This window comes from Geodermatophilus sp. CPCC 205506 (assembly GCF_051383635.1).
GTDB lineage: Bacteria > Actinomycetota > Actinomycetes > Mycobacteriales > Geodermatophilaceae > Geodermatophilus.
The window spans coordinates 1-11,369 of record NZ_JALPKP010000088.1 but is presented as its reverse complement, the minus strand read 5'-3'; the positions used below and the strand labels follow the sequence as shown (position 1 = coordinate 11,369).

Here is an 11,369-nt window from a genome sequence, read left to right as displayed (position 1 = left end):
CGCTGCGGGCCGCCGCCGTGCGGCCCCCACGGTCGGCCGATGGCCGCCGTGCGCCGCTCCCACCGATCGCGCGGCGGCCGGGCTCCGGCCGCCGCGGCGGGCCGCCCTGCGGCCCGACCGGTGTGGTCTCGTCGTGGGGAGGCACGAAAAGGGGCCCCTCTCTGGCTTCGTCTCAGTGGGCTCTCACCGACGGTAGTCGTGCAGAAGCCCAGGGTGGCGTCTTCAGCTGTGGGAGCGGGGAGGACCCGCGGCGCGGCAGCGAGCAGCCGGGCCCCACCAGGACAACGCCGTACCAGGGTCCTCGATGTTCCCAGGAGTGACGCGGACTACTCCGTCGCAGCCCGGCGACGCGTCCGGCGGGGCTGGCGGCTCGGGTCGGGTTCGGCACCCAGGACGTAGGAGCAGTCCAGGTGGTTCCACCCGCACCCGCGGCACACCTGGACGGCGTAGACGGAGAACTCCTCCTGCATCGCGTCCATCCGGGCGAGCTCGGCCTGGGTCTTGGCCTGGCCGGCCGTGGGGCCGAGGTGCTCGCCGTAGACGTAGTTGACCAGCGTGATGCGGTCCTTGCGGCAGACCGGACAGGCGACGTCGGTCGCCTCGCCGTGGTACTTGGCCGCCCGGGTGAGGTAGGGACTGGCGTCGCAGACCTCGAAGAGCCCCGTGCGTCCGGCGTACACGTCGGCGAGCACGGCTCGCCGCTGCAGCGAGTAGTCCACGACGGATCGTCGTCCGGGCACGGCGTCAATGTACGCACCGGAGCCGACACCGGCAGCCGAGGCGACGCGGTGCCCCGGTCGCTCCGGGCGCCTCCCGTCCACCCGCCGGTGTACTGACGGACACCTGCCGATGTATCGTCCCGATACATCGGTCCGTGGCGCGAAGGGGAGGCGACGTGCTCGAGTTCGCCATCCTGGGCCTGCTGCACCAGTCGCCGATGCACGGCTACGAGCTGCGCAAACAGCTCGCACAGGTGCTCGGCGGGCTGCGCAGCATCTCCTACGGGTCCTTGTACCCCGCGCTCAAGCGGCTGCACGCGGCCGGGTACGTCACCACCGACGAGCCCGACCCGCGCGCACTGCTCCCGGCCGACGCCCCGGCGCTCACCGGTCGCCGCGGGAAGGTGGTCTACACGATCACCGCGGAGGGCAAGGAGCGCTTCCACGAGCTGGTCAGCCAGACCGGCCCGGAGGCGTACGACGACAGCGGCGCCTTCGGCGTCCGCCTGGCGTTCTTCCGGCACACCGCCGCGGACGTGCGGCTGCGCGTCCTCGAGGGGCGCCGCCGCACCGTCGAGCGGCAGCGGGAGGGCCTGCGGGCCTCACTGGCGCGGACCCGCGAGCGGCTCGACCGCTACACCCTCGAGCTGCAGCGCCACGGCCTGGAATCGGTGGACCGGGAGGTCCGCTGGCTCTCGGAACTGATCGACATCGAGCGGCAGGGCGGCGCCGAGACCACGGCGTCCGGCCCCGAGCCGACCCCACCCACCGACGGGGCTGCGCCCCGTCCCGACGCTCCCACCGGGACCCCGCCCGGTCCGAACACCGACCGCTCGCGGTCCTAGAAGGAAGAAGGAGAACTCCATGGGTTCTGTCAAGGTCGCCATCGTCGGCGCCGGCAACTGCGCCGCCTCGCTCGTGCAGGGCGTGCACTACTACCGGGACGCCGACGAGACGACGTCGGTGCCGGGTCTGATGCACGTCCGGTTCGGCGAGTACCACGTCTCCGACATCGAGTTCGTCGCCGCGTTCGACGTCGACGCCAAGAAGGTCGGCCGGGACCTCTCCGAGGCCATCGTCGCCAGCGAGAACAACACCATCAAGATCTGCGACGTGCCGCCGCTCGGCGTCCCGGTCCAGCGCGGCACCACGCTGGACGGCCTCGGCAAGTACTACCGCGAGATGGTCGACGAGTCCGACGAGCAGCCGGTCGACGTCGTCGCCGCGCTGCGCGAGTCCGGCGCCGACGTCCTGGTCTGCTACCTGCCGGTGGGCTCGCAGCAGGCGGCGGAGTTCTACGCCCAGTGCGCCATCGACGCGGGTGTGGCGTTCGTGAACGCGCTGCCGGTCTTCATCGCCGGCACCCAGGAGTGGGCGGACAAGTTCACCGCCGCCGGCGTCCCGATCGTCGGTGACGACATCAAGAGCCAGGTCGGCGCCACCATCACCCACCGGGTCCTGGCCAAGCTGTTCGAGGACCGCGGCGTCCAGCTCGACCGCACGATGCAGCTCAACGTCGGCGGCAACATGGACTTCAAGAACATGCTCGAGCGCGAGCGGCTGGAGTCGAAGAAGATCTCCAAGACCCAGTCGGTCACCAGCCAGGTCGACCGCGACATGGGCGCCGGCAACGTGCACATCGGCCCGTCGGACCACGTGCCGTGGCTGACCGACCGCAAGTGGGCCTACGTGCGCCTCGAGGGCCGCGCGTTCGGCGACGTCCCGCTGAACCTGGAGTACAAGCTCGAGGTCTGGGACTCCCCGAACTCGGCCGGCATCATCATCGACGCCGTCCGCGCCGCGAAGATCGCCAAGGACCGCGGCATCGGCGGCCCGATCCTGTCGGCGTCCTCGTACTTCATGAAGAGCCCGCCGGTGCAGTACGACGACAGCGAGGCCCGCGACGCCGTCGAGGCCTTCATCCGCGGCGACGTCGAGCGCTGAAGAAGGACCCCCTGCCCCCGTCGCTCGCAGGTTCGCGGCGGGACCCTGCAGGGGGTCCGGCAGGGCCCGTCCCCTCGTGGGGCGGGCCCTGCCGCGTTCCGGTCCCGCGTGGGTCGCCGTTGCGCCAGGTGGCGCTGCCTACCCTGATCAGCATGCCCCCGCACCGCCGCCCGTTGCTGCCGGCCGTGGGGGTCGTGCTGGCGCTGCTGACCGGGTGCTCCGGAGCCGACGACCAGCGCGTGACCGGGGACCCAGTGACGGTCGAGGAGGCCGGCGTCCTGGCCGACCTGCTGCTGCGCAACCACGAGCAGGGCGGCGCGGACTTCGTCGTCACCGCCCCCTACGGCGAGAGCACCGTCCTGACGCTGACCGGCGAGGTGGACTTCTCCGGCTCGGTCGGCCGGGCCCAGGCGGTGACCACCCACGGCGACGCGCGCCCCGAGGACACCCGCACGCTCTTCTTCACCACCGGCGAGGTCTGGTTCGGCGACGTGCCGGGCCTGACCGACGCGCTGGCCGCCGCCGGGCTGCCCGAGGCGGCCTACGTGCGCCGGCCCCTGGCGACGTCGGAGGAGTCGCCGCTCACCGACGTCCTGCTGCGGCTGGTGCTCAACCTGTCCGCCGCAGAGGCCGACGACCCCGGCGTCTTCCGCAGCGAGGACTACACCTGGCAGGGCGACCGGTCGATCGACGGCGAGCTCACCGCGGTCTACGCCTCGGAGTCGGGGTGGTCGGTCGCCGTCGACAGCTCGACCGACCTGCTGGTCCAGTTCGCCACCCGGCTGCCGGAGCAGGAGCACGACGTGACGGTGACGCTGTCGGACCACGGTCCGCGCGAGATCACGGTGCCGGCGGCGGAGCAGACGGTCGACGGGACCGCCTACCCGGAGGTCGCGGCGACCGTCGGGCTGTGAACCGACCGGGCCGGGACGTGCGGAAGGGGCGGCCTCTTCCCCAGACCGCCCCTTCCAGCTCCACTTCTTACCAGATGGGGGGCGGGGGCGCAGGTACTCCGATACCGAGTCGTGACCCTCAGTTGGCCGTCGGGTCGCACGGCGCGGTGGAGAGCACCGCCAGCCGGCCGGTCTGCCGGCCCAGGACCCGCCGCCACAGCTCGGGGCCGGCCAGCTCGCTCAGCACGTCGTCGGGGGAGCCGGGCACGCACGCCCACGCCCCCTCGACGATCTCGCCGGCCAGCTGCCCCGGCGACCAGCCGGCGTAGCCCGCGAAGACCCGCAGCCCCCGCACCTGCCCGTCGAGCGCGACGGGGTCGGCGTCGAGGTCGACGAGGTGGACGTCGCCGGCGACCCGGCGCAGGCCGCTGTCCTCACCGGGCGTGGCACCCGGGCAGACCGCCAGGCACAGGGCGGTGTCGGTCTCGCAGGGGCCGCCCACGTGGAACACCCCGGGGTCGACGGCGAGGTCGCACCACCCGGGGAGCACGTCGCGGATCTCGACCTGGCTGGGCCGGCCGAGGACGACGCCCAGCGTGCCGCTCTCGTTGTGGTCGAGGACGAACACGACGGTGCCCGCGAAGGTCGGGTCGGTGAGCGTCGGCATCGCCACGAGCAGGGAGCCCGGGCAGACGTCGTCCAGCGAGCCGATCGAGAGCGAGGGCACCGCATCCGCAGGACGTCGTCCCGTCGCTGGCCGTGCGGGCCGGCCGGGTTCGGAGTCGGACGAGGGCGGGGGAGTCATCGCGTCCAGTGTGCCCCACCACGGCGCTCCAGGGAGGGCGCAGACGTCGCGGATCCGGCGACTCCTGCGGCCCGTCGTCCACCCTGTGAGAGGTGTCGCCCACCGTAGGGTGACCGGGTGCGGCAGGCGGGGACGACCGTGCGCCACCTGCTGGCGCTGCCGGACTTCCGGCGGCTGCTCGGCACGCGGCTGTCCGCCCAGTTCGGCGACGGCGTCCTGCAGGCCGCGCTCGCCGGCACCATCGTGTTCAACCCGCAGCGCGCGGCCGACCCCGTCGACGTCGCCGCGGGGTTCGCCGTCCTGCTGCTGCCCTACTCGCTGGTCGGCCCGTTCGCCGGCGTCTGGCTGGACCGGTGGAGCCGCCGGCAGGTGCTGCTGTGGGCCAACCTGGTGCGGGCCGCGCTGGTCGGGCTCGTCGCGGCGCTGGTGTGGGGCGGCGTCGGAGGCGTCCCGTTCCACCTCGCCGGCCTGCTCGTGTTCGCCGTCGCCCGGTTCGTCCTCTCCGCGTTGTCGGCGGCCCTCCCGCACACCACCGGCTCCCTCGTGTCGGCGAACGCGGTGGCGACGACGTCCGGAGCGGTGGCCACGGTGGTCGGCGGCGCGGTCGCGGTCGGGCTGGTGCAGCTGGCCGCGGCCGGGGACACCGCCTACGCGGTCATGGCGCTGGCCGCCGCGGTGCCCTACGTGCTGGCGGCGCTGGTGGCCGCCGGCTTCGGGCGCGGGGGCCTGGGACCGGACGGCGCCGCGGCCGCCGCGGCGCGGATGACGGTGCGGGACGTCGTCGCCGGGATGGTCGCCGGTGCCCGGCACGCCTGGGCGCGTCCACCCGCCCGGACCGCGCTGGCCGTCATCACCGTGCACCGGCTGTGCTTCGGCGTCGTCACGCTGATGACCCTGCTGCTGTTCCGCAACACGCTGGCGGCGGAGGGACCGGTGCCGGGCGGGCTGGCCGGGCTGGGCGTGGCGCTGGCGGCGGGCGCGACCGGGACCCTGCTGGCCGCCGTCGTCACGCCGGTCGCGGTGCGGCGCGTGGGCCGGCGGCGGTGGGTCACGCTGCTGCTGGCCGCGGCCGGGCCGCTGCTGATCGCGCTCGGGCTGCCGATCCGCGCACCGACCGTCGTCCTCGCCGGGTTCGTGGTCGGGTTCGTGGGCCAGGGCGTGAAGATCTGCGTCGACAGCACGCTGCAAGAGTCGATCGAGGACGACGTCCGCGGCCGGGTGTTCTCGGTCTACGACACCCTGGTGAACGTGGCCTACGTGGTGGCCCTGGTCGCGGCGGCGGCGCTGCTGCCGGAGTCGGGGGTCTCGCCCGCCGTCGTCGTCGCCGTCGGCACCCTCTACGCCCTGACCGCCCTCCTGAGCCGCTGACGGAGTGGATTCGCGGGCGTCACCCCAACGAATCCCCTCCATCACGCCACCAGGGGCCTCAGCTCGTCTCCGCAGGCCCGCTCCTCGTCCCTCAGCCGCCGGACGGGGAAGCGCAGGAGGACCACTCCGGCACCGTGGATGGCGTTCTGGCGACGCAGGTCCGCACCCCAGTCCCGTGCACTGAGGTGGTAGGCGAGCCCGTCGGCCTCGGCAGCCACCCGCTTGTGCCGCCACAGCGCATCGACGAAGTACGTGCCCGCAGCCGTCTCGATCGGCGCGTTCCACTCCGGTTCCGGCAGACCGGCGGCGAGGACGACCCGCCGCAGGTCGCTCTCGCCGACCGAGCGCATGCCGCGCCGGGCATCCGCGAGGGCGGCGCGCAGTCCCCGACCGGCCAGCCGCCCGGCCAGCCGCCTCTCCCGGACGAGGTCGTCGACCGTGGCCAGCCCTCTCTGCAGCACGTCGGAGATGACGTGGTCGATGTCCCGCCGCCGGCGGCAGGTGAGAGCCACGTCGATCGCGGCGCGTGCGGCGCTCGTCGTCCGCAGTCCTGAGAGCACCACCGCCTCGAGCGGCCGCCGGCTCTGGTGCACGACGACCAGACCGTGCGAGGACATGTGCTGCCCGTGCGGGCGGGAGATCTCGACGAGACCGCCTTCCGGCTGGGCGCGGTAGTTCCCGAGGGCCCCGGCGACCCGGCGTCCGGCGGCCAGCTCCTGAGCCCGGGCACCCCAGAGGAGCAGCGCGCTGTGGTGGGACAGGCAGGAGTCCTCGCCGCCGAACGCGAGACCGACCAGCCAGCGCTCCCGCTGCGTCAGCGCGCCACTGTGCCCGACCACGACCCCGCGCACCGGCTCCTGCCATCGGCCGGTGCGCAGCGCCGTCCTGATCCGGTCGTTGCTGATGCCCCGCTCCCGGAGGAGCTCACGGCGAGCCACGACCAGTCCCGGCGGGAAGACGGACGACGTCGGCACCGGCACATCGTGTGGCGGGTCGCCGCGGACGCCGGTGCGTTGTCCAGAGGGCGCCCGGCATGGAGGAGTTCCGCGGGCGTTACGCCTGCGATCCCACTCCATGCGCTCGTGCCCAGGCGCGGAGCTCGGCCTCGGCCTCGTCCCGGTCCAGCGGGCCGCGCTCGAGCCGGAGGTTCTTCAGGTGCTTCCACGCCTCGCCGACCTCCCGGCCCGGCGGGATGCCGAGGATCTCCATGATCGCGTTGCCGTCGAGGTCCGGGCGCACGCGGGCGAGGTCCTCGGCGGCCGACAGCTCCGCGATCCGCTGCTCCAGCGAGTCGTACGTCGCCGCCAGCGCGGCGGCCCGCTTCCTGTTGCGGGTCGTGCAGTCCGAGCGGACCAGCTTGTGCAGCCGGGGCAGCAGGTCGCCGGCGTCGGTGACGTAGCGGCGCACTGCCGAGTCGGTCCACTCGCCGCGGCCGTAGCCGTGGAACCGCAGGTGCAGGAAGGTCAGCCGGGCGACGGACTCGGTGATCTCCTTCGAGTACCGCAGCGCCTGCAGCCGCTTGCGCACCAGCTTCGCGCCGACCACCTCGTGGTGGTGGAAGGACACCCGCCCGCGCGCCTCGTGCCGCCGGGTGTCCGGCTTCCCGACGTCGTGCAGCAGCGCGGCCAGCCGCAGCACGAGGTCGGGCGACCCGGCGTCCGGGTCCGCCTTCTCCAGCGCGATCGCCTGGTCGAGCACGGTGAGGGAGTGGGCGTAGACGTCCTTGTGCTGGTGGTGCTCGTCGATCTCCATGCGCAGCTTCGACAGCTCCGGCAGGACGACGTCGGCCAGGCGGGTGGCCACGAAGAGCTCCAGCGCCGCCCGCGGACGGTCCTGCAGCAGCGTCTTGGACAGCTCCGCCTGCACCCGCTCGGGGGTGATCCGCTCGAGCGCACCCGACATCGACGTCATCGCCTCGACGACGTCGTCGGACGGCGTCAGCCCCAACTGGGCCACGAACCGGACGGCGCGCAGCATCCGCAGCGGGTCGTCGGCGAAGGAGTCGGCCGCGGTGCCGGGTGTCCGCAGCCGGCCCGCCAGCAGGTCACCGAGCCCGCCGTACGGGTCGGTGACCGCGCGGTCGGGTCCCAGCGAGACGGCCATCGCGTTGACGGTGAAGTCCCGCCGGGCGAGGTCGTCGACGAGCGAGTCGCCCCAGGCGACGTCGGGGTTGCGCGACTCGCGGTCGTAGCGGTCGGCCCGGAAGGTGGTGATCTCCAGCCGGACGCCGGCCACCTCCGCCCCGACCGTGCCGAAGGCGATCCCCGTGTTCCACGTGGAACTGGCCACCCCGCGCAGCAGCTCGAGCACCTGCTCGGGGCGGGCGTCGGTGGTCAGGTCGAGGTCACCGGGCTCGCGCGGGCCGCCCGAGCCGGCGGCCAGCAGCGCGTCCCGCACCGACCCGCCCACCAGGTGCACCTCGAAGCCGGCGGCGGTGAAGCGCTCGCCGAGCCGGGTCAGCACGGGGGAGACGTCGACGAGGTGCCGCACCGTCTCCTGAACTGCCGGGGGGACCGGCTCGGGGTCAGGGCGACTCGGGGGCTCAGCGGACACGACGATCCAGGGTAGTGGCGTGGCGCGCGCTACCCTCCTGGCATGGCTGGGACGGGCGGGCGCGGGCGCCCCGGCCGCCGGTTGCGCCGGGTCGACGAGACCTCCGCCGGGGGCCTCGTGGTGGCAGACGACCCCATCACGGGGCCGCGGGCTGCACTCATCGGGCGCACCGACCGTCGCGGCCGGCTGCTGTGGTCCCTCCCCAAGGGCCACATCGAGGAGGGCGAGACCCCCGAGGACACCGCCGTCCGGGAGGTCGCCGAGGAGACCGGGATCATCGGCGAGGTCGTCGCACCCCTGGGGATCATCGACTTCTGGTTCGTCGCCGACGGCCGCCGCGTGCACAAGACCGTGCACCACTTCCTGCTCCGCGCCATCGGCGGAGCCCTGTCCGACGCCGACATCGAGGTCACCGAGGTCGCCTGGGTGCCCCTCGACGAGCTGAGCGGCCGGCTCGCGTACGCCGACGAGCGGGCGCTGGTCGAGCGGGCACCCGCGCTCCTCGCCGACACCGCGTGAACCGGCCCGCGCGACCAGGCAGGACGCAGGACCCCGGCGGGGAGCTGTCGTGATCGGGTCGGCTGCCGGGCGCGCCGGTGGCCGGTCCGCTCCGCACCGCCGCCGGCGGCGAGCCGGCGGTCGGACGGCGGTCGGCGCCGTCCTGGCCGGGCTGCTGGGCGCTCCGCTGGTGACCCTGGCCGCCGCCGCACCGGCGCTCGCCGCACCGGGCGAGGAGATCCCGGTGACCGACGACGACACCAGCGACCCCGGCCGCCCGGTGCAGATCGAGGTCGACCGCATCGAGCCGCGCACCCTCACGCCCGGGGCCGTGGTCACCGTCGGCGGCACGCTGACCAACACCGGCACCGAGACGCTCACCGACCTCGACGTCCGCCTGCAGCGCGGCGAGCTGGTCGACACCCGCGCCGAGCTCCGCGGCACCGACGCCGACCCCGATCCGTACAGCGTCGTCGCGACGCCGTTCCAGGAGGTCTCCGGCGAGCTCGAGCCCGGGGACACGGTGGCCTTCCTCCTCACCACGACCACGGACGAGCTGCGGATCGACCGCGACGGCGTCTACCCCGTGCTGCTCAACCTCAACGGCGCGGCGGCCGACGGCGAGCGGCGGCGGGTCGGCGAGGTCTCCACGTTCCTCGTCCAGCCGGCCGCGCAACCGGCCGGGCTGACCAGCGTCGCGTGGCTGTGGCCCCTCGTCGAGCGCACCCACCGCAACGCCGACGGCGACTTCGTCGACGACGGACTCGCCGGGCAGGTGGCCGCCGACGGACGGCTCGACCGGGCGCTGGCCGCGGTCGAGCGGCTGCCCGAGGCCCTCCCGCCCGAGGGCGGCGACCCGGTGCCGGTGGCCCCCGTTACCCTCGCCGTCGACCCCGCGCTGGTCGAGGAGCTCGAGATCATGGCCGCCGGCCCCTACGACGTGGCCGGCGAGGACGACGCCGGGCGGGGCACCGAGGACGCCGCGGCGTTCCTCGACCGGCTGCGCGCCGTCGCCGCCGACCACCCGGTGGTCGCGCTGCCCTACGGAGACGTCGACGCCGACGCCCTCACCGCCGCCGGCCTGCCCGACGTGGTCACCCGGAGCCTGCCCGGCTCCCCCGAGGGCACGGCGGAGGACGCCCCGGGGACCACCGCGGCCGGCGAGGGCACCGGCGCCGGCGCGGAGGTCGTGCGGGAGGCTCTCGGGACCGAGCCGCGCACCGACCTGGCCTGGGCGGTCGGCGGCTCGGTGCGGGCGGACACCCTCGCGACGCTGCGGGCCGGCGGGATGGACGAGGTGGTCCTCGCCCCGAGCGGCCTGACCGACGGCTCGGCCGCCCTCGGCCTGGACACCGGGGGCGCCGCCGCCCGGACGACGGTGCCGACCGGGGACGGCCAGCTGGACGCGCTCGTCGCCGACAGCGGGCTGGGCGGACTGGTCGGGTCGGTGCTGGAGACGCCGACGGGGGCGCGGGTCGTCGAGCAGCGCTACGTCGCCGAGCTGGCCCTCATGGGGCTGACTCCCGGTGCCGACCCCGCCGCCGGGCAGAGCGTCCTCGTCGCCCCGCCGCGCGAGGTCGACGCCGATCCCGCCGCCGTGAGCGCCATGATCGCCGCCTCGGCCCAGCTGCCCTGGCTGCGCCCGGCCACGGTCGCCCAGCTCGGCGACGGCCCGTCCCGCCCGACCGGGGAGCTGGCGACGCCCGCCGAGCCGGGCGGCCTGGAGCCCGACGGAATGGCCGACGTCGTCACGGCGGTCGGCATCCGCGACGCCCTGGCCGGCGCCGTCGTCGACGACCCCGCGATCGCGCTCGCCGGCTACGACGCCGCGGTGTCGCGCACGGCGTCCGCGGCCTGGCGCGACGACCCGGAGGGGTTCCGGGCCGCGGCCGACGAGCTGCGGACGACGTTCGACGGGCTGCGCCGGCAGGTCACCCTGCTCTCCCCGGCCGACGGCACCTACAGCCTCGCCTCGACCGACGCCCCGTTGGTGCTGACCGTCCACAACGACCTGCCGTTCGCCGTGCAGGTGGAGCTGCGGCTGCAGACCCGGGGCAACGCGCTCACCGTCTCCGACATCGGGGCGCCGGAGCTGGCCCCCGACCAGCGGACGACGCTGGAGGTCCCCGCGGAGGTGCGCCAGTCCGGCCGGTTCGGCGTGGTCGCGACCCTCACCACCCCCGACGGCGATCCGCTGGGCGAGTCGGTGGAGCTCCAGGTCCGCAGCACCGCCTACGGCTCGATCTCGCTGATCATCACGATCGGCGCCGGGGCCCTGCTCGGCCTGCTGTTCCTGCGCCGGCTGGTGCTCTTCCTGCTGCGCCGCCGCCGCGGGGCGGCCGAGGAGCCCGAGGGCGTGCCGCTGCCGCCGACGCGGAGCCCGGTGTGAACGGCGACGGTCCCGTCGAGGAGCGGCAGCGCCAGATCCCGCTGCCACCGGTCCCGCCGCCGGCCGCGGAGCGTCCGGGCAGCGATCCCTCGGCCGGGCAGCGCCCCTCGTCCCCGCCGCCGGTGCGCGGCCCGGGGACGCCGCCCCCGCTGCCGCTGCCCCCGCCGCCGTACCCGAAGGCGCCCGCCGGGGGCGCCCCG

10 protein-coding genes and 1 pseudogene are annotated in these 11,369 nt (G+C 74.9%); 7 read left to right on the top strand and 4 right to left on the bottom strand.

The genetic code is table 11. The features are described from left to right. Nucleotides 1-326 precede the first annotated feature (326 nt). Nucleotides 327-740 carry a DUF5318 family protein gene (locus tag MY520_RS27190; protein ID WP_436695820.1) on the bottom strand — a complete coding sequence of 138 codons (414 nt, stop codon included), beginning with the start codon at nucleotides 738-740 and terminating at the stop codon, nucleotides 327-329. 155 nt (nucleotides 741-895) lie between these two features. Here MY520_RS27190 and MY520_RS27185 point away from each other — a divergent pair, with 155 nt between their 5' ends. From MY520_RS27185 to MY520_RS27175, 3 genes are all read left to right on the top strand, one after another. Continuing rightward, entirely contained in the window at nucleotides 896-1,564 is a 669-nt protein-coding gene (locus tag MY520_RS27185) for a PadR family transcriptional regulator (protein WP_436695819.1), read from the top strand. A gap of 19 nt (nucleotides 1,565-1,583) precedes the next feature. Then, entirely contained in the window at nucleotides 1,584-2,663 is a 1,080-nt protein-coding gene (locus MY520_RS27180) for an inositol-3-phosphate synthase (RefSeq protein WP_436695818.1), read from the top strand. A 152-nt stretch (nucleotides 2,664-2,815) separates the two neighbouring features. Further along, on the top strand, nucleotides 2,816-3,577 hold the full coding sequence (locus MY520_RS27175) for a hypothetical protein (RefSeq protein ID WP_436695817.1): 762 nt from the start codon (nucleotides 2,816-2,818) through the stop codon (nucleotides 3,575-3,577). 118 nt (nucleotides 3,578-3,695) lie between these two features. On the opposite strand, the gene MY520_RS27170 is transcribed toward MY520_RS27175, so the two are convergent. After that, on the bottom strand, nucleotides 3,696-4,283 hold the full coding sequence (locus tag MY520_RS27170) for a YqgE/AlgH family protein (RefSeq protein WP_436695816.1): 588 nt from the start codon (nucleotides 4,281-4,283) through the stop codon (nucleotides 3,696-3,698). A 195-nt stretch (nucleotides 4,284-4,478) separates the two neighbouring features. Here MY520_RS27170 and MY520_RS27165 point away from each other — a divergent pair, with 195 nt between their 5' ends. Next, nucleotides 4,479-5,729: an MFS transporter gene (locus MY520_RS27165; protein ID WP_436695815.1), complete on the top strand. Its 1,251-nt coding sequence runs from the start codon at nucleotides 4,479-4,481 to the stop codon at nucleotides 5,727-5,729. A gap of 41 nt (nucleotides 5,730-5,770) precedes the next feature. On the opposite strand, the gene MY520_RS27160 is transcribed toward MY520_RS27165, so the two are convergent. Together MY520_RS27160 and MY520_RS27155 are read right to left on the bottom strand one after the other, a co-directional pair. Further along, a complete protein-coding gene (locus MY520_RS27160; RefSeq protein WP_436695814.1) occupies nucleotides 5,771-6,703 on the bottom strand; it encodes a hypothetical protein in 933 nt (310 codons plus the stop codon). Between the two features lie 79 nt (nucleotides 6,704-6,782). Next, nucleotides 6,783-8,219 (bottom strand): CCA tRNA nucleotidyltransferase, encoded by a 1,437-nt coding sequence (locus MY520_RS27155; RefSeq protein ID WP_436695813.1) that lies wholly within the window; start codon nucleotides 8,217-8,219, stop codon nucleotides 6,783-6,785. A gap of 105 nt (nucleotides 8,220-8,324) precedes the next feature. Here MY520_RS27155 and MY520_RS27150 point away from each other — a divergent pair, with 105 nt between their 5' ends. The 3 genes and pseudogenes from MY520_RS27150 to MY520_RS27140 all read left to right on the top strand — a co-directional run. After that, nucleotides 8,325-8,801, top strand: coding sequence for an NUDIX hydrolase (locus MY520_RS27150; RefSeq protein WP_436695812.1), 477 nt, complete (start codon nucleotides 8,325-8,327; stop codon nucleotides 8,799-8,801). Between the two features lie 49 nt (nucleotides 8,802-8,850). Beyond that, complete coding sequence (locus tag MY520_RS27145; RefSeq protein ID WP_436695811.1) at nucleotides 8,851-11,169, top strand: DUF6049 family protein; 2,319 nt, start codon at nucleotides 8,851-8,853, stop codon at nucleotides 11,167-11,169. After that, nucleotides 11,166-11,369 (top strand): annotated as a pseudogene (locus MY520_RS27140) (hypothetical protein); the annotation flags it as partial. The gene MY520_RS27145 and the pseudogene MY520_RS27140, both read left to right, overlap by 4 nt.

Bases quoted from the DNA above. Each gene is read 5' to 3' on its own strand.
- MY520_RS27150 (WP_436695812.1), top strand. From the start codon at position 8,325: ATGGCTGGGACGGGCGGGCGCGGGCGCCCCGGCCGCCGGTTGCGCCGG.
- MY520_RS27175 (WP_436695817.1), top strand. From the start codon at position 2,816: ATGCCCCCGCACCGCCGCCCGTTGCTGCCGGCCGTGGGGGTCGTGCTG.
- MY520_RS27180 (WP_436695818.1), top strand. From the start codon at position 1,584: ATGGGTTCTGTCAAGGTCGCCATCGTCGGCGCCGGCAACTGCGCCGCC.